The following is a 21,479-nucleotide window of genomic DNA, read 5'->3' on the forward strand; positions in this document are numbered from 1 at the left end:
CCTGGTCAGCCGATCAGTCCGAGAGCACGGAGGATCTCGGTTCGATCGACATCGGGAAGCGCGCCGAACCGGCCATGGAGGTATGCCTTCTCCAGGTTCTGGGATCTTCTGACCCGTTCACCGGCGAACTCGGCCAGCGCGCCGAGCCGGGTTACGCCGTCCTCTGTCTTCTCGGTCAACCACACCTCGTCCCGGTTCAGATGGTTGAGCAGGCTCGTGTCGTGGGAGGTGAAGACCAGCTGCGCGCCTCTCGGATTCGTCGCCGGGTCATGGAACAGCCGGATCAACTGCGCGGACAACGTCGGATGCAGGCTCGCGTCGAGCTCGTCGAAGAGCAGAAGCGATCCGGATCTGAGCGCGGTCAGCACCGGCCCGATGAGGTGGAACCAGGTGCGTGTGCCCTCCGACTCGGCCGCGAAGTCGAGTGGCGCCTTCTCCCGGGCCGTTCGGTGGACGAGGCGTACCCGGCGTTGCGTTCGCATACCTTCCGGATAAGGAACCTCGTGCTCGTCGACCATCACGTCGTCGATGCCGAGATCGGCCATTCGGAGCAGAGCCAGCGCCTGGTCTCGATCCACCTGAGAAGCTCTGTCCATCTCCTCGAATTCCGGCAGTGGCAACGGGTCGTTGCCGGAGTCCTCGCCGAACCAGAGAAGAGTCGAACGGACGGAACCGCGGTACGGGAAACGCCGGTCCCACGACCTCAGCCCGAGCGTCTGAGCCGCAAGCAGATCGTGTGCGAAATCCGAGACGAGGGGTTGATCGAAGCGTCGGGCGATCGACAGCGCGAGCGTACGGGCCGTCAGCAATTCGCGGGTGCCGGAGAGGCTGCCGAGACCGCGCTGGAGCTTGAGATCGTCGCCTTCGCGTTCGAAGATCCGGCGCCTTTTCTTCTCCGGATAGTGGAACAGCGCCTCATAGCGGACCGCCTGCCGGTCGAGCTCGACGATGTACTCGAACCGCACGCCCGAGACGACGGACTCGACAGTGAACTCCGAAGGGCGGTCACCGCCGTCGGCGAACGCGAACGGCTCGACGGGGATCTCATCGTCCCAGAAACGCAGTGATGTCTGGACGGCGTTCCGCAACCATGTCAGCGCGGCGATGATGTTCGACTTGCCGGAGGCGTTCGGGCCGAAGACGGCCGCGACGGGCAACAGACTCTCACCCAGATTGGGCACCGGGCGCGCCTCGACCCGGTCCCGGTCGACGGCGACCATCGACAACTCGACGGGGTCGAGCACGGAGCGGAAGTTCGCCACCTCGAAGCGGATCAGCACAGTGCTCCCCTCGCTGCATTTATGCGGTCAGCATAGCGACGCTTTCGTCGATAATCGACGAAGAAGGGCTTCTGCCTGCGCTCACTCGACGGACATAGCTCTGTTCGCGAAGTGATCCTGCCGCTGGTCCCTCTCAGATGTTCGGGCGGCGGGCCGGTCGTCCGCCACCCGCTCCACCAGCTCCGCGGGCAGGTCGATGTCCGGGATCGCGGTGGCCAGCCGGCGGGCGTGGTTCTCGCTGGCGATGACCATCACCCCGGCGTAGACCGGCACGTCCACCGGGTTGGCCTCGCGCCAGCGCAGCAGCGCCTCCAGCGAGAAGCTGACCTGCACGAACACGAAGTCGGCCGCGCGCTTCCAGGCGGGCAGCGGGCGCAGCCCGGCGGCGGTGCCGACCCGGAAGGCGGGGACGTCCGCGAAGGCGGGGTCCTCGCCGAGGGCGCGGACCTCCTCGATCATCGAGCGGACGGTGAGGTCGCTGGTCCGGCTGCCCGTGGTGGGCTTGTCGCCGTACACGAACAGGAGCTCCTCCACCCCGTAGGCCGCCGCGGTGAGCAGGTCGCGGCGGAAGCCCAGCAGGTTGCGGTCGCGCGAGTTGAGGCAGGCGATGCTCCGCCCGCCCATCGCCTGGACCTCGTGGGCGACGGCGACGCTGGACACGGTGGCCCGGCCGATGTGATTGTCCGGGATCAGGAAGGAGTCGGCGATCCGGCCGAGGGTGCCGATCTGGTGGCGGACGTGCTTGAGGTCGGGGCTGGTCGGCGGCTCGACCTCGCAGACGACCTCGAAGGGACGATCAGTCATGGGGCCGAGCCTACGGAAACCGTGATGCCCGGCCCGGACCGTCCACTGGACGAGACGGGGCCGGGCCGCCTGCCGGTCGCGGCGAGCGCCGGGCCGGCCGTGCCGCTCCCCACCGCTCTCGCCCGCCGCCGGAGCACCGGATGGCCGGAAAGGCCGCAGGTCACGCGCGCAGGAGCATGGTGGGAGGCCCGGGGACCGCGCGTGACGGTGAACGGATCGGCCGGGGGTCAGAGACCGCGGAGGCGGTCGGGGCGGGAGTAGACGTTGAAGCGCTCGCCCCGCAGGAAGCCGACCAGCGTGATGCCGAACTCCCGGGCCAGGTCCACCGCGAGGGAGGACGGGGCGGAGACCGCGCAGACCACCGGGAGGCCCGCGGCCAGGGCCTTCTGCATGATCTCGTAGCTGGTCCGGCCGCTCACCATCAGCACGTGCCCCGCCAGCGGGAGCCGGCCGGAGGTCAGCGCCCAGCCGACCAGCTTGTCCACCGCGTTGTGCCGCCCCACGTCCTCGCGGAGCGCCACCAGCTCGCCGCCGGAGGTGAACAGCCCCGCCGCGTGCAGGCCGCCGGTCTTGCCGAACACGCCCTGAGCCCGGCCGAGCGCCTCCGGCAGGCCGTACAGGGTCCCGGGGTCCAGCGCAGGGCCCGGCTCCGTGATCGGCGTCAGGCGGCGGGAGCGCAGCGCGTCGAGGCTCGCGGCGCCGCAGACGCCGCAGGCGCTGGAGGTCACGAAGTGCCGGTCGAGGGCGGGCAGCTCGGGCGGGGCCGCGCCGCGCAGCCGTACGGTGACCGTGTTGTGGCGCGCCTCGGGCGGCACGTCGGCGTCGGAGCAGTAGGAGATCGCCGCGATGTCGCCGGGCGCCGCGAGCCCTTCGCCGTGCAGGAACCCGGCGGCCAGTTCGAAGTCGTGGCCGGGGGTGCGCATGGTGACGGCGACGGTCCGGCGGGTCCCGCCCGCCAGGACGCGGATCTCCAGCGGCTCCTCGGTGGCGAGGTCGTCGCGCCGGTCGCGGACGCGCCCGCCCGCGACCTCGCGGATCCGCGCCCGGGTGGTCGGCCCCGGCCGTACGGCCGCCGCCCGGGGCCCCGGCACGCCTCCGGGAAGGACCTCCCCGCGGGGGCGGCCGGTCTCCCCGGGGGTCACGGGTCGAGCTTCGTGATCGTGGCCAGCGCGTTGTAGTCGGGGATCCGGGCGTCGGGGGAGCGGCGGCCGGCGTCCAGCAGGACGTTCCCCTCCGGCCAGTGGATCTGCAGGCTGCCCGGGGTCAGCGGGGCCCGCAGCACCCGGCCGCGGTACGTCCGGTCCCCGCCGACCGAGCGCAGCTCCACCGGCGCCCCGTCGGCCAGGCCGAGCCGGTCGGCGTCGTAGGGGCTCATCAGCACGGCCTCGCGGGTGGCGCCGTTGAAGCCGTCGCGCCGCTCGTGGACCATGCTGTTGAACTGCTTGCCGCGCCGGGTGGCGACCGTGAACGCCCCGTCCGGGCGCTCCAGTGCGGGCAGCGGTACGGGTGCGAAGCGCCCCCGGCCGTCGGGGGTGGGGAAGCGGCCGCCGGGGCACAGGTGGCGTCCGCCGTACTGGACGTTGTCGCCGAACTTCGACAGTCCAGCGATGCCCGCGTAGAACGGGACGGCCCGCTCGATGTCGGCGCGGATCTCGGCGGTGCCGGAGTAGCGGACGCGGTCGGCCAGCTCCGGCCGGGCGCGGGCGGCCAGCTCGGTGAAGATCTGCCACTCCGGGCGGGCCTCGCCGATCCGGGGGCCGGGCACCTCGGGCGAGAAGATGATCCGCCGCTCGGTGGAGGTCTCGGTGACGCCGCCCGCCATCTCGTAGCGGGTCTGGGCGGGCAGCAGCAGCACGTCTCCCTCGCAGGGCACGAGCATCTGCGACGAGAGCACGATGTCGATGTGCACGCGCAGCTTGAGCCGGGACAGGGCCTCGCGGCAGTAGGCGGGGTCGGGCAGCACCTCCAGGAAGTTGCCGCCGCTGGAGACCAGCACGTCCAGCTCGCCCGCGTGGGCGGCGTCGATCATCTCGGTGGTGGTCAGGCCGGGTGCGGCGGGCACCGCAAAGCCCCACAGCTCGCCGAAGCGCCGGGCGTTCTCCTCGGTGACGGGCAGGCCGCCGGGCAGGCCGGTCGCGTAGGCGCCCATCTCGGCGCCGCCCTGCACGCCGCTGTGCCCGCGGATCGGCATCAACCCGCAGTGGTCGCGGCCGACGAAGCCCCGGGCCAGCGCGAGGTTCACGATCGCCTGGACGTTGTCCTCGCCGTGGGTGTGCTGGGTGATGCCCATCGACCAGACCAGCACCGCCGAGCGCGCCTCGCCGAGCAGCTCCGCCAGCTCGCGCATCCGCTCGCGGGTCGAGCCGGACAGCGCCTCCAGCTCCTCCCAGGACTGCTCGCGGACCGCCCGCGCCGTGTCCTCGAAGCCCGTCGTGTGGGCCTCCACCCACGCGGTGTCCACCCGGCCGCTCTCGACGAGGTGCTTGAGCACGCCGTTCAGGAAGCCGATGTCGCCGCCGACGCTCACTCCGAAGAAGTGGTCGGTGATCTTCGTGCCGAAGACGGCGGACTCGGCGTTGGACGGCACCCAGTACTTCTCCATGCCGGGCTCGCGGTAGGCGTTGACCATCGCGACCTTCGTGCCGGCCTTCTTGGCGTGGTAGAGGTACTTCATCGCGACCGGCTGGTTGTTCGACGGGTTCGACCCGATGAAGACGATCAGGTCCGAGCCGATCCAGTCGGTGTAGGAGCAGGTGGTCGCCGCCGCGCCGATCGCCCGCTTCAGCGTGACCGTCGAGGGCGAGTGGCAGATGCGGGCGGCGTTGTCGACGGAGTTGCTGCCGAGCGCCCGCACGGCCTTCTGCGCGGCGAAGTAGTTCTCGTTCGGGATGCCGCGGCTGGTCAGGAAGACGCCGAGCCGGGAGGGGTCGCGCAGGCGCGGCGCGGCCAGCTCCAGCGCCTCGTCCCAGCCGATCCGCCGGAAGCCCGGCTCGCCCGCGCGCCGCAGCATCGGGTACGGCAGGCGCCCCAGGTCGCGCAGCTCCGCGCTGCTGCGCCGCTCCAGGGCGGAGACGTCGGCCAGCACCGGGACGTCGAGGGCGGGCATGGTGTTCAGCTTGAGCAGCCGGAGCCGGATGTTGCACAGGTGGATCTCGTCCATGGTCCAGTCGCGCATGCCCTTGGTACCCAGCGCGCACCCGTCGCAGGTGCCCTGGTTGAGGAGGCGCCAGGCGTAGCGGCGGTTGCCCTTCACGGACCGGAAGGCCTCGACCAGCTCCATGTAGTTGTTCGGTTTGCGCTCGCCGATCCCGAAGGGCTTCCAGCTCGCCCAGTTGCGCGGGTCGAGCAGCCTCCGCCTGCGCACGTTCCTCATACGCTCCATTGTCGGCTCCTTCCGGCGGGCGTGGCCGGCGGGGAAGGCGGCCATCGGTCCACCATATGCGCGCGGCGCCGGCCGCCCACCGCCCCGCCGGGCTGCGGGCGCCCGCGCGGGGAGGGAGAATGGCGGGGTGTCAGAGCCCGAGTCGCCCGAGTCACCTGAATCGCCCGAGCCGTCCCGGCGGTCCGGGGGGCCCCGGCCGTCCGAGAGGTCCCAGGCGTCCCCGTACACCGACCTCGACCGGCCGCCGCTCTCGCAGGCGGCGCTGAAGCGCGCCCTGGTCCGTCCGGGCGCGCTCTGGTCGGACATCGTCGTCGTCGAGCGGACCGGCTCGACCAACGCCGACCTGGCGGCGGCGGCGCGTGAGGGCGCCCGTGAGGGGACGGTGCTGGTCGCCGAGGCGCAGCTGGCCGGGCGGGGCAGGCTCGGCCGGGTCTGGTCCGCCCCGCCGCGCTCCGGGCTGACGTTCTCGATGCTCCTGCGGCCCGGCCCGCCCCCGGCCCGGCAGGGCTGGCTGCCGCTGCTCGTCGGCCTGGCCGCGGCCTCGGCGGTGCGCCGGGTGGCGGAGGTCGACGCCCGGCTCAAGTGGCCCAACGATCTGCTGGTCGGGGAGCGCAAACTCGCCGGGGTGCTCGCCGAGCGGGTGGAGGACGCGGTGGTCGTGGGCGTCGGGCTCAACGTGAGCCTGCGCGCCGGCGAGCTGCCGGTGCCGACCGCCACCTCGCTCGCCGTGGAGGAGGCCGCCTGCGCCGACCGGGACCCGCTGCTCCGGGCGGTGCTGCGGGAGGTCGAGACGCACTACCGCGAGTGGTCGCAGGCCGGCGGCGACGCCGACGCGTGCGGCCTGCGGGCCGCCTACCTCGGCTGCAGCGCGACGGTCGGCCGGCGGGTCAGGGTGGAGCTGCCGGGAGAGCGGGTGCTCACCGGGCGGGCCGCCGGCGTCGACCGCTCCGGCCACCTGATCGTGGAGTCGCAGGGGCGGCAGCACACGCTCAGTGCGGGTGACGTCGTGCACGTCCGCCCGGACGCCGCCCCCTGACCCGCGGCCGGTCCGCTCCGGGGCCGCGCTCTCCGCGGTGAGGAGCCTCGTGGCCCGCTGACGGGGGAGAGCGGATCGTGCCACGATTCATCCCATGGGTCTCCCCGATCACCACCTGACGGAGGGGGAGCGGCGCATCCGGTCGTTCCACCCGCACTGGAAGCGCCTGGCCGTCCCGTTCCTGGCGCTGCTCGTCATCGCCGCGGCCTCCGGCGCGGCGATGTACCTCATGCCCGGCTTCGCCTACGAGGGGTACGCGCGGATCGCCGTGGCCGCGGTCGCCGTCGGACTGCTCACCGTGTGGTCCTTCGTGCCCTACCTGCAGTGGAAGAACACCTCCTACGTGCTCACCACGCACCGGTTCACGATCAGCGCCGGTGTGCTGAGCAAGTCGCACGACGACATCCCGATGAGCAAGGTCAACACCGTCAGCGCGGACCAGACCCTGCTGGAGCGGCTGCTCGGCTGCGGCACGCTGATCGTCGAGTCGGCGGGCGGGCAGGGCCGCATCACGCTGCGGGACATCCCGCGCATCCAGGAGGTGCGCGCCGAGCTGTTCGGGGCCCTCGACGCGCTGGACGACGCCCATGACGCGCTGGACGGCGTCCACGGCGGCGTCCACGGCGGTGCCCACGGCGGTGCCCAGGACGACGCGGCCGACGGCGGGCCGGGCGACGCCCGCCGCCCGGTCTGACGGACACGGGTGAGAGCCGTGTGGCGTAGCCTCCTGGGCGGGAGGGGGAAGATGGGCACAGAGGGAGCGGGCGCGCGGGAGGGCCGCCCGACGGCCGAGCAGATCGAGCGTCTCTTCGTCGGCCCGCCGCCCCGCTACACGCGGATCCAGGTGGCCGAGATCTCCGGCGTCCCGCAGCGGGTCACCGAGCAGATCTGGCGGGCGCTGGGCTTCCCCACGCTCCCCGACGACGAGGTGGCCTTCACCGACGCCGACGTGGCGATCCTGACGCGGGTCCGGACGATGATGGACGGCGGTCTGCTGGACGAGCGGACGATCATCCGGATGACCCGGGCGCTCGGCCAGACCACGGCCAGGCTCGCCCAGTGGCAGGCCGAGATCATCGTCGGGGCGATGCTGGAGCCGGACCGGCCGCCCACCGGGGCCGACCTGGAGGCGGTGATGGCGCTCGCCCGGGAGCTGCTGCCCGACTTCGAGCGGGTCCTGGTCCACGTCTGGCGCGCCCAGCTCGCCGCGGCCGGGACCCGGCTGCTCGCCATCACCGACATGGCCGAGGAGGCGGCCCCGCCCACCCGGCTGACGCTCGCGGTGGGCTTCGCCGACCTGGTCTCCTTCACCAGGGCCTCCCGGGAGCTGGACGAGAACGGCTTGGCCGAGCTGGTGGAGGGGTTCGAGTCCCGGGCGGCCGACGTGGTCGCCTCGCACGGCGGCCGGCTGGTCAAGACGCTCGGCGACGAGGTGCTGTTCACCGCGGCCGAGCCCGGAACGGCCGCGGAGATCGCACTGGAGCTCGGCGAGGCGATCCGGCGGGACGGGCCGGACGTCAGGGTGGGGCTGGCCTACGGGCCGGTGTTGCCGATGCTGGGCGACGTCTTCGGGACCACCGTCAACCTCGCGGCCCGGCTGACGGCCATCGCCCGTCCCGGCGCGGTCGTCGTCGACGAGGCCATGGCGGGCGCCGTCGAGGGGGTCGGCGGGATCGAGGTGCGCCGCATCCGGCGCAGGCCCGCCCGGGGCCTGGGAGTGGTCCAGCCGTACGTGCTGCGCCGCACGTGAGGCGCCGGGCGCGGTCCGGGTGCACGGGGAGGCCGGAGCGGGTAGGCACCGGCGTGGAGGGTACCGCCGGGTAGGCATTGACGCGGGGGCGCCCGGTGGAAAAGGCTTCCGAGCGGAAGAGATCGAGAACCTCGAAGGCAAGGTGCAGCGTATGCCGTACACCGTGCAGGGCGTGGTCGCGCGCGGCAAAGGTCAGGCCGTCTCCCTCGAGACGATCCGGGTGCCCGATCCCGGGCCCGGTGAGGCGGTGGTGAACGTGCAGGCGTGCGGGGTCTGCCACACCGACCTGCACTACCGCGAGGGCGGGATCAACGACGAGTTCCCCTTCCTGCTCGGGCACGAGGCCGCGGGCGTGGTCGAGGCGGTCGGCGAGGGCGTGACCGGCCTGGCCCCCGGCGACTACGTGATCCTCAACTGGCGGGCGGTCTGCGGCCGGTGCCGGGCCTGCCTGCGCGGCCGGCCGTGGTACTGCTTCGACACCCACAACGCGACGCAGAAGATGACCCTGGAGGACGGCACCGAGCTGTCGCCGGCCCTGGGCATCGGCGCCTTCGCCGACAAGACCCTGGTGGCGGCCGGGCAGTGCACGAAGGTGGACCCGGCGGCGGCCCCGGCGGTGGCGGGCCTGCTCGGCTGCGGGGTGATGGCGGGCATCGGCGCGGCGATCAACACCGGCGGCGTGACCCGCGGCGACAGCGTTGCCGTGATCGGCTGCGGCGGCGTCGGCGGCGCGGCCGTGCTGGGCGCGTCGCTGGCCGGCGCCTCGAGGATCATCGCGGTGGACGTGGACGAGCGGAAGCTGGAGTGGGCCCGGGGGTTCGGCGCCACGCACACCGTGAACTCCCGCGAGACCGACGCGGTGGAGGCGATCCGGGAGCTGACCGGCGGGTTCGGCGCGGACGTGGTGATCGAGGCGGTCGGCCGGCCGGAGACCTACAAGCAGGCCTTCTACGCCCGTGACCTGGCCGGGACCGTGGTCCTGGTGGGGGTGCCCACCCCGGAGATGACGGTCGAGCTGCCGCTGCTGGACGTCTTCGGCCGGGGCGGCGCGCTGAAGTCGTCCTGGTACGGCGACTGCCTGCCCGGCCGGGACTTCCCGATGCTGATCGACCTGTATCTGCAGGGGCGGCTGGACCTGGCGGGCTTCGTGACCGAGAAGATCGGGCTCGGCGACGTCGAGGAGGCCTTCGCCAAGATGCACCGCGGCGAGGTGCTGCGCTCGGTGGTGGTCCTGTGATCGACAAGCTCGTGACCTCCGGGACCTTCTCGCTCGACGGCGGCACCTGGGACGTCGACAACAACGTCTGGGTGGTCGGGTCCGCGAGCGAGGTCCTCGTCATCGACGCCGCCCACGACGCCGACGCCATCGTCGAGCGGATCAACGACCGGTCGGTGACCGCGATCGTCTGCACCCACGCGCACAACGACCACGTCAACGCGGCGGTCGAGCTCGCCTCGCGGGTGGACGCGCCGATCCTGCTCCACCCCGACGACCAGGTGCTCTGGGAGATGGTCCACCCCGGCACGCCGTACGAGCCGCTGGCCGACGGGCAGGTGCTGAAGGCGGGCGGGATCGAGCTGACCGTGCTGCACACGCCCGGCCACTCGCCGGGAGCCGTCTGCCTGTACGCCCCGGAGCTGGGTGCGGTCTTCACCGGCGACACCCTGTTCCAGGGCGGTCCCGGCGCGACCGGGCGGTCCTTCTCCTCGTTCGAGACGATCATCGACTCGATCCGGGAGCGGCTGCTGACCCTGCCGGAGCGGACGGTGGTGCACACCGGGCACGGCCCGTCCACGACGATCGGCGCGGAGGCGCCGCACCTTCAGGAGTGGCTGAAGCGCTGAGCCGCCGCCCGGGGACCCGGGAGGACGGGAGGGCGCCAGAGGGCGCGGAACACCGTGTGGCACGGGGTTCCGCGCCCTTTCCGCACGTGGGAGGCGTACGGCGGGCATGGGGGCGCGGAGCGGGGGAACAGGATTGTGGCGGGGGCCACGTAGGCAAGCCTAACCAAAGTGGGTTATCTTAGGTTTGCCTTACCTGATTGAACCTGATTGACCCGTGCGGTCATCTGCCTGAGAGGTGGCTCGCCCGCCATGTACGTCTGCATCTGCCGCGCGGTTACGGAGAACGAGGTCCACGACTGCATCGCCGCCGGGGCGAGGAGCGCCCGGCAGGTCCGCGACACCACGGGCGCGGGGGGAGACTGCGCCCGATGCGTCAAGAAGATCTGTGCGATCCTGAAGAGGTCCGAAGACCTCATGACGACCGCATAGCACGAGGAGCCCGCCGATGCAGGGCGACAAGCAGATAATCGAGCTTCTGAACGAGCAGCTCACCGCTGAGCTGACCGCCATCAACCAGTACTTCCTGCACGCGAAGATGCAGGAGAACTGGGGATACACCAAACTCGCCAAGTACACCCGCGAAGAGTCCATCGACGAGATGCGGCACGCGGAGAAGCTGACCGACCGGATCCTCTTCCTGGAGGGCCTGCCCAACTACCAGCGGCTGGGCACCCTGCACATCGGCCAGACCGTTCCCGAGCAGCTCCGGGCCGACCTCGAGGTCGAGCTGGAGGTGGTCCAGCGCCTGCGGCCGGCCATCGCGCTGATGCGGGAGAAGGGCGACATCACCTCCGCCCGGCTCTTCGAGGAGATCCTCGCCGACGAGGAGCACCACATCGACTACCTCGAGACCGAGCTGAGCCTCATCGAGAACCTCGGTGAGCAGCTCTACCTGGCCCGCTACGCCGAGCCGCCGTCGGCCTAGCGAGCTGCCCGCCGTACGGCACGTGGTCCGCCCGCGCCGTACGGCTTCTGTGGCGAACTGTCGGAACACGCCCGTCAAGTTAGCTCGAGTCGGGCGTGTCCGCTTTTCTCCCCGGCGATCGTGCGGGTGCTGCCCTTTCCGGAGGCTTCCCGGGGCGCCCCCTTCCCCCGCGGCGTGCCGCGCCGTGGGATGTCTATCCGGGATTTATCAGTGTTTGCCCAGGTCAATAGATAGGTCAACGGCGAGTCAAACTGCGCGCTGTGCCCGGGAAACGATCGCCTAAGGTCCTACGATCCTCAACATGACCTGCGTACTTCTCGCCGAGGATGACACCTCGATCTCCGAGCCGCTGGCGCGCGCGCTGCGCCGTGAGGGCTATCAGGTGGAGGTGAGTCCGGACGGCCCGCAGGCCCTGGAGCGAGCTCTATCGGGTGGCATCGACCTGATCGTTCTTGACCTCGGCCTGCCCGAGATGGACGGCCTCGAAGTGGCCCGGCGCATCCGCGCCGAAGGGCACGGCACACCCGTGCTCATTCTCACCGCCCGTGTCGACGAGGTGGACACCGTGGTCGGCCTCGACGCCGGGGCCGACGACTACGTCACCAAGCCGTTCCGCCTCGCCGAGCTGCTGGCCCGGGTCCGGGCCCTGCTCCGGCGCGGCACCTCCGAGACGCCCGTGGTCCAGGGGGTGCGCATCGACGCCGACTCACGTCGCGCGTGGATGGGCGACAAGGAGCTGCACCTGACCACCAAGGAGTTCGACCTGCTGCGCGTGCTGGTCCGGGACGCCGGGAAGGTCGTCACCCGCGAGCAGATCATGCGCGAGGTGTGGGACACCAACTGGTGGGGGTCCACCAAGACCCTGGACATGCACATCTCCTGGCTGCGCCGCAAGCTCGGGGACGACGCCGCCAAGCCGCGCTACATCACGACGGTCCGAGGGGTCGGCTTCCGCTTCGAACGCGAGTAGGGAATGCGCCGCCGCCTGCTCTCCTCGACCCTGCTCGTCGCGGTCATCGCGGTGCTCCTGCTCGGCATCCCCCTGGGGGTGGCGGTCAATCGCCTGATCCAGGAGGAGGCCATCCAGGAGCTGTCAGGGGAGGCGAAGAGCCTGCTCAACGAGGTGGAGTACGCCCGCATCCAGGAGCAGCCCATCACCCGCGAGCAGTTGGGGAGGAAGTACCCCGAGCGTTACGTCCAGATCTATGCCAGGGGCACGCCTCCCCAGGTGACGACGGTGGGCGTCGAGCCTCCCGAGGACCGCAAGATGAGCGCGGACGCCCAGTCGGAGAGCGGCGTCTACGTCTCGGTCAGCCGGGACAAGACCCAGGTCGAGCAGCAGGTCCGCGCCTGGCTCCTGCTCATCCTGGCGCTCGCCGCGGCGGCCCTCGCGGTGGCGGTGGGGCTGGCCGTGGTGCAGTCGCGCCGCCTGACGCTCCCGCTCCGCGACCTGGCGATGATCGCCGAACGGCTGGGCTCGGGCGAGGCCCGGCCGAGCAAGCACCGCTACGGCATCGGCGAGCTCGACCGGGTGGCCGAGGTGCTGGACCGGAGCGCGACCCGGATCGCCGACCTGCTGGCCCGGGAGCGGGAGTTCGCGACCGACGCCTCGCACCAGCTCCGCACGCCGCTCACCGGCCTGACCATGCGGCTGGAGGAGATCGTGGCGGCCGCGGACGACCCCAGCGTCGTCAAGGAGGAGGGCGAGGCCGCGATCGTGCAGGCCGAGCGGCTGACCGCGGTGATCGACGAGCTGCTGGCCGCGGCCCGGCGGCAGCGCCACGCCCAGACCGCGGTGGTCGAGCTCGACGGCCTGCTGGACCAGCAGTTCATCGAGTGGGGACCCGCCTTCCGCCGGGAGGGCCGCAAGCTCGTGCTGGCCGGCACGCGCGGGCTCAAGGCACTGGGCACCAGCGGCGGCATCAGCCAGGTGCTCTCCACGCTGCTGGAGAACTCCCTGCGGCACGGGGGCGGCCCGGTGACGGTGACCACCAGCAGCACCGACAAGTCCATCGTGATCGAGGTCGCGGACGAGGGCCCCGGCATCACCGACGAGCTGGCCCCCCGGGTCTTCGAGCGGAGCATGAGCGGGGCCGGGGGGACCGGTCTCGGGCTGACCCTGGCCCGGGCGCTGGCCGCCGCCGACGGCGGCAGGCTGGAGCTCGTGCGGCCCCGCCCCGCGGTGTTCGCGATCTTCCTGCGCCCGGTCGGGGACCCGGGCCGGAACCGGGTGGTCAGCGGGCCCGCGTGATCTCCCGCGGCCCCGAGGCCGGCGGGCCCGGGTGGTCCCCGGGTCAGCGGGCCCGCGTGCCCCTGCCGGGCCGGTGCGCCCGGATGCGCTTGTCCGCGGGCAGCTCGCGCGGGGTGTCGAGGTCCTCCGTGGCGGCGAGGAAGACCCACTTCTTGTAGGAGAAGAAGCGGAACAGCGTGCCCAGGCCGATGCCGAACAGGTTGGCGACGTTGATGCTCAGCGGGTCGGTCAGCTCCAGCGTGTAGCGGGTGAAGCCGAGGACGATCATGCCGATCAGCAGCGCGACGCCGTTCAGCAGGAAGAACAGGAAGTACTCGCGGGTCAGCCCGCTCTGCTCCCGGTGCCGGTAGGTCCAGAAGCGGTTGCCGAAGTAGGCGAAGGTGGTGGCGACCACCGTGGCGACGACCTTGGAGGTCAGCGTCCCCCAGCCCAGGACGTAGTGGAGGAGGTTGAAGCCGCCGACGTCGATGACGAAGGCGAAGGCCCCCACGGTCCCGAACTTCGCGAGCTCGTGCACCAGGCCGGCGAACCGCTCGTAGGCGTGTCGAAGAAACCGCACGTTCCCTGCACGATCCTTTCTGGGGTCGGCTGCGGATCCGCCACGCGGGTGCGGACCTCGGGCACTTCCTCAGGCTATCGGGAGCCCCGCAGGCCCCGTACCGTGGTCGGTCAGATGGACATCCAGCCTGACAAGGAATGTTTTCCAGAAATGTCGCATAAAGCCGGATGAATCCTGGGGGTCGAGGTTACGCTGACCCCGTGGCCCGCGGGAAGCCCCCGGAAGGGTTCCGCGCCCGCGGCCACCGCGTACGGTCCGCCGTACGCGACGGCTCTCGGGCGGCCGTGCCCTGTGCGGCGACCCGGAACGGCCGCCCGAGGCCGGCCGCGGGACGGCCCCCGCCCGTTTCCCGCCGCCGGATCCGCGCCCGGTAAGCTCGGCGGACGTGAGCAGCCCTTCCCCGGCCGGGTCCTCCGGCCCCGTCGTCGGCATGATCGGAGCGGGCCAGCTGGCCCGGATGACCCAGCAGGCGGCCATCGCCCTCGGTGTCGAGCTGCGGGTGCTGGCCGGCTCCCGTGACGAGAGCGCGGCCCGGGTCGTCGCCGACGTCCGCCTCGGCGACCACCGGAGCCTGTCCGACCTGCGTGACTTCGCCAAGGGGTGCGACGCGCTCACCTTCGACCACGAGCACGTGCCCACCGAGCACATCCGCGCGCTCGCCGCCGACGGCTCCGCCGTGCACCCGGGGGCCGAGGCGCTCGTGCACGCCCAGGACAAGGCCGTGATGCGCGAGCGGCTGACCGCGATCGGCGCGCCCTGCCCGGCCTGGCGGCGGGTCGAGACCGCCGCCGACGTGGAGGGGTTCGCCGCCGAGCACGGCTGGCCCGTCGTGCTCAAGGCCGTGCGCGGCGGCTACGACGGCCGGGGCGTCTGGATCTGCCGGTCCGCCGGCGACGCCGCGGGGGTCCTGGCGAGCGGGGTGCCGCTGCTGGCCGAGGCGTTCGTGCCGTTCGAGCGGGAGCTGGCCGTGCTGGTCGCCCGCTCCCCGCACGGGCAGGGCGTCAGCTACCCGGTGGTGGAGACCGTGCAGCGCGACGGCATCTGCGTCGAGGTGCTCGCCCCCGCGCCCGGCCTCGACCCCGAGCGGGCCGCCGCCGCCCAGGGACTCGCCCTGAAGATCGCCACCGAGCTCGGCGTGACCGGCCTGCTGGCCGTGGAGATGTTCGAGACCTCCGGCGGGTTCGTCGTCAACGAGCTGGCCATGCGCCCGCACAACAGCGGCCACTGGACCATCGAGGGCGCCCGCACCTCCCAGTTCGAGCAGCACCTGCGCGCCGTCCTCGACCTCCCGCTGGGCGCGCCCGTGATGACCGCGCCCGTCGTGGTGATGGCCAACCTCCTGGGGGGTGAGGACCCGGACGTCTTCTCCCGCTACGAGCACGTCATGGCCCACGACCCCGGGATCAAGGTCCACTTCTACGGCAAGGAGGTACGGCCCGGCCGCAAGATCGGGCACGTCACCGCCCTCGGCACGGACCTCGAGGAGGTCCGCGCCCGCGCCCGGCACGCCGCCGTCTACCTCACCGACGGCGTCTACACCTGATCCGGGATCCTGACGGCCCCCGGCACTCCGGCCGCGGGGCGGGGAACGAACGCACACGACACGGCGGGCACGGGCCCGCGAAGGAGAAGACATGGCCGCGGTCGGCATCGTGATGGGCAGTGACTCCGACTGGCCGGTGATGAGACTCGCCGCCGAGGCGCTGGCCGAGTTCGGGGTGGCGTTCGAGGCCGACGTGGTCTCCGCGCACCGCATGCCCGACGAGATGATCTCCTACGGGCAGCGGGCCGCGGAGCGCGGCCTGAAGGTGATCATCGCCGGGGCCGGGGGCGCCGCCCACCTGCCCGGCATGCTCGCCTCGGTGACCCCGCTCCCGGTGATCGGCGTGCCCGTCCCGCTGAAGTACCTCGACGGCATGGACTCGCTGCTCTCGATCGTCCAGATGCCGGCCGGGGTACCGGTCGCCACCGTCGCGATCGGCGGGGCCCGCAACGCGGGGCTGCTGGCCGTACGGATCCTCGCGGCGGCGGACGAGGAACTGCGCGCGAAGATGGAGCGCTTCCAGGCGGAGCTGCGCGACCAGGCCCACGCCAAGGGCGCCCGCCTCCGCGAGGAGGCCGCCCGCCTCGGCGGCTGACGGCCTGCGGGCGGCACGGCGACGCCCGCTCCGGGAGCGCGCCGCCGGCCCGCAGCGCGAGCGCTCAAGGATGCATACCGCGATGTATATTCGATGCATTGATATATGCATTGGAGGTGCGCGGTGAGCCGGACGATGATCGATCTGGATGACGACCTGGTGGCCGAGGTGGCCAAGGCGCTGGGGACCAGCACCAAGAAGGAGACCGTCAACACCGCTCTGCGGGAGGTCCTGGAGAACCGGCGCCGGGCGCTGGCGCTGGCACGGCTGCGCGGTGCGGCGGCAGAAGGAGCCTTCGACCTGGAACTGCTCGAGGAGAAGCGGAACTACCGGCGGTGAGTCCCGCGCAGTTCCTCGTCGACACCAGTGCGCTGGCCCGGCTCATGCGCAAGGATGCCGGGGCCTACGGCTGGGATCAGGCCGTCGCGGCGGGACTGGTGGCCGTATGCCCCATCACGGAGCTCGAGTTCCTCTACAGTGCACGGTCGCAGGCCGACCGGGAGCAGGGCGTCGAGGACATGAGGCAGCTGTTCGGATGGGTGCCTGTCGATGACCGCGCGTATGACCGCGCATGGCAGGTCCAGGGCCTGCTCACGGCGAGGGGCCGGCATCGCAGCGCCGGGCCGGTGGATCTGGTGGTGGCGGCGACGGCGGAGCTGCGAGGGCTCACACTGCTGCATCGCGATCACGATTTCGACCGTATCGCCGCGATCACCGGTCAGGCACTCCAGTGGTACGGGCCTGAGACCGGCGCGTAGGGCCGCCGCGCAGCCCGGCCGAGCCGGACAGGTCCGGCTCGGCCGACCGGTGGGCGTCAGGGGCGGCCGAGGGCGCGGTAGTGCCAGCCGGCGGCGCGCCAGACCTCGGCGTCGAGGGCGTTGCGTCCGTCCACGATCTTCCGGGAGGCGACCACCGAGCCGAGCTCCTCGGGGTCGAGCTCGACGAACTCCCGCCACTCGGTCAGCAGCAGCACGACGTGGGCGTCGCGGGAGGCCTCCAGCGCGGACGTGCCGTAGTTCAGCTCGGGGTGGAGCCGCCGGGCGTTGTCCATCGCGGCGGGGTCGTAGACCGTGACCTTGGCGCCCAGCTGCGCGATCTTGACGGCGACGTCCAGGGCGGGGGAGTCGCGGATGTCGTCGGAGTCGGGCTTGAACGCCGCCCCCAGCACGGTCATCGTGCAGCCGTGGAAGGATCCCCCGGCCAGCTCGCGGGCCAGGTCCACCATGCGGGCCCGGCGGCGCATGTTGATCGCGTCCACCTCGCGCAGGAAGGTCAGCGCCTGGTCGGCGCCCAGCTCCCCGGCGCGGGCCATGAAGGCGCGGATGTCCTTGGGCAGGCAGCCGCCGCCGAAGCCCAGCCCCGGGTTGAGGAACTTGCCGCCGATGCGCTCGTCGTAGGAGAGCGCCAGGGACAGCTGCTTGACGTCGGCGTGCGCGGCCTCGCACACCTCGGCCATGGCGTTGATGAAGGAGATCTTCGTGGCGAGGAAGGCGTTGGCGGCGACCTTGACCAGCTCGGCGGTCGGGTAGTCGGTGATCACCAGCGGGGTGCCGTGCTCCAGCATGGAGGCGTAGACCTCTCGCATGATCTTCTCGGGCTTCTCCGAGCGCACGCCGAGCACGATCCGGTCCGGGTGCAGGGTGTCCTTGACCGCGAAGCCCTCGCGCAGGAACTCGGGGTTCCAGGCCAGCTCGGCGGCTTCCCCGGCGGGCGCCAGCCGGGCCAGCTTGCCGGCCAGGCGCTCGGCGGTGCCGACGGGCACCGTGGACTTGCCGACGACCAGGCACTCGCGCCTCAGGTGCGGGGCGAGGGAGTCGATCACCGCGTCGAGGTAGGAGGTGTCCGCGGCGTACTCGCCCTTCTTCTGCGGGGTGCCGACGCAGACGAAGTGCACGTCGCCGAAGTCCGCGACCTCCTCGTAGGAGGTGGTGAAGCGCAGGCGGCCGTTGGCGAGGTTGCGGCGGAGGATCGCTTCCAGCCCGGGTTCGTGGATGGGCAGGTTGCCGGCCTGGAGACTGGCGACCTTCTCGGCGTCGACGTCCAGACCGAGTACCTCGAAGCCGAGCTCGGCCATGCACGCCGCGTGCGTGGCACCCAGGTATCCGGTCCCCAGCACGGTCAGGCGGTAGGCCACGGTGGATCCTTTCGGTTCTGCCCAATCCGACCCGCACAGGGTATCCGCATCCTTGACCGTCTCTTTGCGGGCGGTTGTGAAGGTAGCGGCATATATCACAGGTGATGGGTCGGTCCTACATTGTTGGACGTCCTAGTATTTTCCCATGAGCTTCCCTCTCTACGCGCTGCCCGAGGAGCACCAGATGCTCCGGGAGACCGTCCGCGCCCTCGCCGACGAGAAGATCGCCCCCCGTGCGGCCGAGGCCGACGAGACGGGTGAGTTCCCGTGGGACGTCTACAAGGCCCTCGTCGCCGCCGACCTGCACGCCGTGCACGTGCCCGAGCAGTACGGCGGCGCCGGCGCGGACGCGCTCGCCACCGTGATCGTCATCGAGGAGGTGGCGCGCGCCTGCGCGTCGTCCTCGCTGATCCCCGCGGTCAACAAGCTGGGCACCGTGCCGCTGCTGATCTCGGCGTCGGAGGAGCTCAAGCAGCGCTACCTCGCGCCGGTCGCGCGCGGTGAGGCGATGTTCTCCTACGCCCTGTCCGAGGCGGAGGCGGGCAGCGACGCCGCCGCGATGAAGACCCGGGCGGTGGCCGACGGCGACCACTACGTGCTCAACGGCGCCAAGATGTGGATCACCAACGCCGGGGTGTCCGAGTACTACACGGTGATGGCCGTGACCGAGCCCGGCGCCGGCGCGCGCGGCATCTCCGCGTTCGTCGTCGAGAAGGGCGACGAGGGCGTCAGCTTCGGCCCCAAGGAGAAGAAGCTCGGCATCAAGGGCTCCCCGACCCGCCAGGTCATCATGGAGGACGTGCGCATCCCGGCCGACCGCATGATCGGCGAGCCCGGCACCGGCTTCAAGACCGCGCTGGCCACCCTGGACCACACCCGGATCACGATCGCCGCCCAGGCGCTCGGCATCGCCCAGGGCGCGCTGGACTACGCGCTCGGCTACGTCAAGGAGCGCAAGCAGTTCGGCAAGGCCATCGCCGAGTTCCAGGGCGTGCAGTTCATGCTCGCCGACATGGCGATGAAGCTCGAGGCCGCCCGCCAGCTCACCTACGCCGCCGCGGCCAAGTCCGAGCTGGCCATGCACGGCGAGCCCCAGGCCGACCTCACGTTCTTCTCCAGCGCCGCCAAGTGCGCCGCCTCCGACGCCGCCATGGAGATCACCACCGACGCGGTGCAGCTCCTCGGCGGGTACGGCTACACCCAGGAGTTCCCGGTCGAGCGCATGATGCGCGACGCCAAGATCACCCAGATCTACGAGGGCACCAACCAGATCCAGCGCATGGTGATGGCCCGCCAGCTGCTGAAGTAGGCAGCTGAGCAGCGGAGACGCTTTTCCTTCCGAGATCGCCCCGAGGCGCCGCCGGCCTCGGGGCGATCTTCATGGGGGCCCTGTTCCGTGAGGCGCGGAGCGGGGACGGAGCGGAAGTCACCCTGTGCCCGTCGGAGGGAGCCCGCGCGGTGGGCACGACGTGACCGGGCCGCTGGAGGCTCACGCCGGGGCGCGGTGGAGCCGTCAGCGTGCCCGGTGGACGGTGAAGTCGTCGAAGGACACGGTGAGGGCGCCGGTCGTGCTCTCCGGCACCCGCACGACCAGGCCGGCCTGGCTGTTGCCCGCCGCGGGCGGTCCCGAGGAATCGGTGGTGTCGACGGCCAGGGCTCCGTCGATCCACAGGGTGAGGCGGGTGCCGGCGCCGCTCCGGCGGCACGCGGCCCGCAGGTGCACCGGCCGCTCCGCCCGCGGCGCGGCGGCGGGTACGGCGGGCGCCACGTCGCGGGAGGTCCCCCGCGTGGTCTCGACGACCCGGGCCGTGCCGTCGAGGCCGACCAGGAACAGGTATCCGTCGGGCACGTCCTCGTCCCACCGGCACAGGAGCCCGAACCCGCCAGGTCCCGTCGAGCCCTCCCGCACCCGGGCGGTCACCCCGATCAGCACGTCGCGCTCGGCGGACGCCGCCGCGACCGGCGTCTTGGCCGGGACCGGGGACAGCGCGGGGACGGAGGGGGCCGTCGCGTCCGCGTGGATCGAGTAGACGCCGAGACGGGGCTCGTAACCCCTGACGGTGCGTCGGTCACCCGGGGCGCCGGGGTCGAAGGTGTAGCCGTCCCACCCGCCCCGCTCGCCGAAGTCGTCGTGGTACAGCAGTTCGCCTGTCGCGGACTCCGGGCCGCTGGAGCCGGGACGCAGCACGAGGACCGCGACCGTGACGAGCGTCGCCGCGAGCACCGAGGCCACACCCCAGACCCATCGCGGCACCGGCGTCCGGCCCGGCGGGCGGTGCGGGGTGTCGCCGTGGACGAGCCCCGTGCTCTCAGCGGGCACGGGCCCGGTCGGCCCGGAGGTCTCCGCCAGGAAGGCCGTGGACGACGTGAAGACCTCGGCGGCCGGGGACGGCGGGAGGACCTCGGCGGGCGGGGCCGGGGACGGCGCTGTGGCCGGTGGGGTCCGTTCCCGTCGCCGTGCGGGAGCGGTCACCGTGCCGCCCGCTCCCGCCTCCCCGATCAGGCGCATCAGCACGTCCCGTGCGGACGGGCGCCGTTCCGGGTCCCTGTCCAGGCAGGCCGCCACCACCTCCCGCAGGTCGTCCGGCAGGGCCGGGATCCCGGGTTCTGCGTGCAGGATCCGGTACATGACCACCGCGACGGCGTCCTGCCCGAAGGGCGGCCGTCCGCCCGCCGCGTAGGCCATCGTCGACGCCCAGCTGAACATGTCGGAGGCGAAGCCGACGCGCGCGCCGGACACCTGCTCGGGTGACATGTACGCGACGGTGCCGATCACCTGGCCGGTCGTCGTCTCCGCGGTGTCCAGCAGGCGGGCGATCCCGAAGTCGATCACTCGTGGCCCGTCCGGACCGAGCAGGACGTTGGGCGGCTTGAAGTCCCGGTGCACGATCCCGGCCTGGTGGATCGCGGCCAGCGCGGTGACGGTGCCGACCGCCAGGCGCCGCAGGGTCCCTCCGGTCCGGGGCCCGCCGGTGTCGACGGCGGTCCGGAGGGAGGGGCCGTCGACGTACTCGCTGACGATGAAGGGGCGCTCGCCGTCGAGTTCGGCGTCCAGCACCTCCGCCACGCAGAACGACGACACCTGCCGGATCAGCTCGGCCTCGGCCGCGAAACGCCGCCGCCTGTCCGGGTCGGAGCTCGACGCGAGATGCAGGGCCTTGACCGCCACCGGTGTCCCGGACGGGCCCTGCGCGAGGTAGACCGTGCCCTGGCCGCCCTCGCCCAGGCGGCCCAGCAGCCGGTAGCGGCCCAGGCGTTCCGGGTCTCCCGGCAGAAGGGGGTTCAATCGTGCTCCTGTCCGCCCGGCGGAACGGCGGCCTGGACGCCCCGCCCTCCCCGGGTTTTTGCGATGAAGCGTGCCAGGAAACGGTCCGG

At 72.1% G+C, this 21,479-nt stretch carries 21 protein-coding genes; 14 read left to right on the forward strand and 7 right to left on the reverse strand.

Going from position 1 to position 21,479, the window contains the following annotated elements; translation table 11 throughout:
* Window positions 1-5: 5 nt before the first annotated feature.
* The 4 genes from ACFOWE_RS06695 to ACFOWE_RS06710 form a co-directional block, all read right to left on the reverse strand.
* The gene (locus ACFOWE_RS06695; RefSeq protein ID WP_377286121.1) at window positions 6-1,280 is read right to left on the reverse strand and encodes an AAA family ATPase; all 1,275 of its coding nucleotides are present in this window, start codon (window positions 1,278-1,280) and stop codon (window positions 6-8) included.
* A gap of 81 nt (window positions 1,281-1,361) precedes the next feature.
* A complete protein-coding gene (locus ACFOWE_RS06700; protein WP_377286122.1) occupies window positions 1,362-2,084 on the reverse strand; it encodes a methylenetetrahydrofolate reductase in 723 nt (240 codons plus the stop codon).
* 227 nt (window positions 2,085-2,311) lie between these two features.
* Window positions 2,312-3,226, reverse strand: coding sequence for a formate dehydrogenase accessory sulfurtransferase FdhD (gene fdhD / locus ACFOWE_RS06705; protein ID WP_377286123.1), 915 nt, complete (start codon window positions 3,224-3,226; stop codon window positions 2,312-2,314).
* The gene (locus tag ACFOWE_RS06710; RefSeq protein WP_377286124.1) at window positions 3,223-5,466 is read right to left on the reverse strand and encodes an FdhF/YdeP family oxidoreductase; all 2,244 of its coding nucleotides are present in this window, start codon (window positions 5,464-5,466) and stop codon (window positions 3,223-3,225) included. Before ACFOWE_RS06710 ends, fdhD begins: the two co-directional genes overlap by 4 nt.
* Window positions 5,467-5,728: 262 nt before the next feature.
* Between ACFOWE_RS06710 and ACFOWE_RS06715 the strand changes: the two genes are divergently transcribed.
* The 9 genes from ACFOWE_RS06715 (at window position 5,729) to ACFOWE_RS06755 (ending at window position 13,273) form a co-directional block, all read left to right on the forward strand.
* Window positions 5,729-6,502: a biotin--[acetyl-CoA-carboxylase] ligase gene (locus ACFOWE_RS06715; RefSeq protein WP_377286461.1), complete on the forward strand. Its 774-nt coding sequence runs from the start codon at window positions 5,729-5,731 to the stop codon at window positions 6,500-6,502.
* Between the two features lie 94 nt (window positions 6,503-6,596).
* A complete protein-coding gene (locus ACFOWE_RS06720) occupies window positions 6,597-7,196 on the forward strand; it encodes a PH domain-containing protein (protein ID WP_377286125.1) in 600 nt (199 codons plus the stop codon).
* 51 nt (window positions 7,197-7,247) lie between these two features.
* On the forward strand, window positions 7,248-8,252 hold the full coding sequence (locus ACFOWE_RS06725) for an adenylate/guanylate cyclase domain-containing protein (RefSeq protein ID WP_377286126.1): 1,005 nt from the start codon (window positions 7,248-7,250) through the stop codon (window positions 8,250-8,252).
* Window positions 8,253-8,403: 151 nt separating this feature from the next.
* A complete protein-coding gene (locus ACFOWE_RS06730) occupies window positions 8,404-9,489 on the forward strand; it encodes an S-(hydroxymethyl)mycothiol dehydrogenase (protein WP_377286127.1) in 1,086 nt (361 codons plus the stop codon).
* Window positions 9,486-10,097 (forward strand): MBL fold metallo-hydrolase, encoded by a 612-nt coding sequence (locus tag ACFOWE_RS06735; RefSeq protein WP_377286129.1) that lies wholly within the window; start codon window positions 9,486-9,488, stop codon window positions 10,095-10,097. The genes ACFOWE_RS06730 and ACFOWE_RS06735 overlap by 4 nt, the downstream gene beginning before the upstream one ends.
* A gap of 249 nt (window positions 10,098-10,346) precedes the next feature.
* Window positions 10,347-10,526 (forward strand): (2Fe-2S)-binding protein, encoded by a 180-nt coding sequence (locus ACFOWE_RS06740; protein WP_377286130.1) that lies wholly within the window; start codon window positions 10,347-10,349, stop codon window positions 10,524-10,526.
* A gap of 16 nt (window positions 10,527-10,542) precedes the next feature.
* Window positions 10,543-11,022 (forward strand): bacterioferritin, encoded by a 480-nt coding sequence (bfr, locus tag ACFOWE_RS06745; protein WP_377286132.1) that lies wholly within the window; start codon window positions 10,543-10,545, stop codon window positions 11,020-11,022.
* Between the two features lie 301 nt (window positions 11,023-11,323).
* Window positions 11,324-11,992, forward strand: coding sequence for a response regulator transcription factor (locus tag ACFOWE_RS06750; protein WP_012888073.1), 669 nt, complete (start codon window positions 11,324-11,326; stop codon window positions 11,990-11,992).
* A 3-nt stretch (window positions 11,993-11,995) separates the two neighbouring features.
* Window positions 11,996-13,273, forward strand: coding sequence for an ATP-binding protein (locus tag ACFOWE_RS06755; protein ID WP_377286134.1), 1,278 nt, complete (start codon window positions 11,996-11,998; stop codon window positions 13,271-13,273).
* A gap of 43 nt (window positions 13,274-13,316) precedes the next feature.
* Here the strand turns inward: ACFOWE_RS06755 and ACFOWE_RS06760 are convergent, their stop codons facing one another.
* A complete protein-coding gene (locus tag ACFOWE_RS06760) occupies window positions 13,317-13,832 on the reverse strand; it encodes a GtrA family protein (RefSeq protein WP_377286135.1) in 516 nt (171 codons plus the stop codon).
* A gap of 385 nt (window positions 13,833-14,217) precedes the next feature.
* On the opposite strand from ACFOWE_RS06760, the gene ACFOWE_RS06765 reads away from it, so the two are divergent.
* The 4 genes from ACFOWE_RS06765 (at window position 14,218) to ACFOWE_RS06780 (ending at window position 16,728) form a co-directional block, all read left to right on the forward strand.
* Complete coding sequence (locus ACFOWE_RS06765; protein ID WP_377286136.1) at window positions 14,218-15,375, forward strand: 5-(carboxyamino)imidazole ribonucleotide synthase; 1,158 nt, start codon at window positions 14,218-14,220, stop codon at window positions 15,373-15,375.
* Between the two features lie 91 nt (window positions 15,376-15,466).
* On the forward strand, window positions 15,467-15,970 hold the full coding sequence (gene purE, locus ACFOWE_RS06770) for a 5-(carboxyamino)imidazole ribonucleotide mutase (protein ID WP_377286137.1): 504 nt from the start codon (window positions 15,467-15,469) through the stop codon (window positions 15,968-15,970).
* Between the two features lie 135 nt (window positions 15,971-16,105).
* Window positions 16,106-16,309 (forward strand): type II toxin-antitoxin system VapB family antitoxin, encoded by a 204-nt coding sequence (locus tag ACFOWE_RS06775; protein ID WP_377286138.1) that lies wholly within the window; start codon window positions 16,106-16,108, stop codon window positions 16,307-16,309.
* Window positions 16,306-16,728, forward strand: a complete 423-nt coding sequence (locus ACFOWE_RS06780; RefSeq protein WP_377286139.1) for a PIN domain nuclease — start codon at window positions 16,306-16,308, stop codon at window positions 16,726-16,728. The genes ACFOWE_RS06775 and ACFOWE_RS06780 overlap by 4 nt, the downstream gene beginning before the upstream one ends.
* A 56-nt stretch (window positions 16,729-16,784) precedes the next feature.
* On the opposite strand, the gene ACFOWE_RS06785 is transcribed toward ACFOWE_RS06780, so the two are convergent.
* On the reverse strand, window positions 16,785-18,104 hold the full coding sequence (locus tag ACFOWE_RS06785; protein WP_377286140.1) for a UDP-glucose dehydrogenase family protein: 1,320 nt from the start codon (window positions 18,102-18,104) through the stop codon (window positions 16,785-16,787).
* Between the two features lie 145 nt (window positions 18,105-18,249).
* Here ACFOWE_RS06785 and ACFOWE_RS06790 point away from each other — a divergent pair, with 145 nt between their 5' ends.
* Complete coding sequence (locus tag ACFOWE_RS06790) at window positions 18,250-19,413, forward strand: acyl-CoA dehydrogenase family protein (RefSeq protein WP_377286141.1); 1,164 nt, start codon at window positions 18,250-18,252, stop codon at window positions 19,411-19,413.
* A gap of 204 nt (window positions 19,414-19,617) precedes the next feature.
* Here ACFOWE_RS06790 and ACFOWE_RS06795 read toward each other — a convergent pair whose 3' ends face one another.
* Window positions 19,618-21,390 carry a serine/threonine-protein kinase gene (locus ACFOWE_RS06795; protein WP_377286142.1) on the reverse strand — a complete coding sequence of 591 codons (1,773 nt, stop codon included), beginning with the start codon at window positions 21,388-21,390 and terminating at the stop codon, window positions 19,618-19,620.
* Window positions 21,391-21,479 lie beyond the last annotated feature (89 nt).

Origin of the sequence: Planomonospora corallina, from assembly GCF_042650625.1 — a bacterium.
Lineage (GTDB): Bacteria > Actinomycetota > Actinomycetes > Streptosporangiales > Streptosporangiaceae > Planomonospora_B > Planomonospora_B corallina.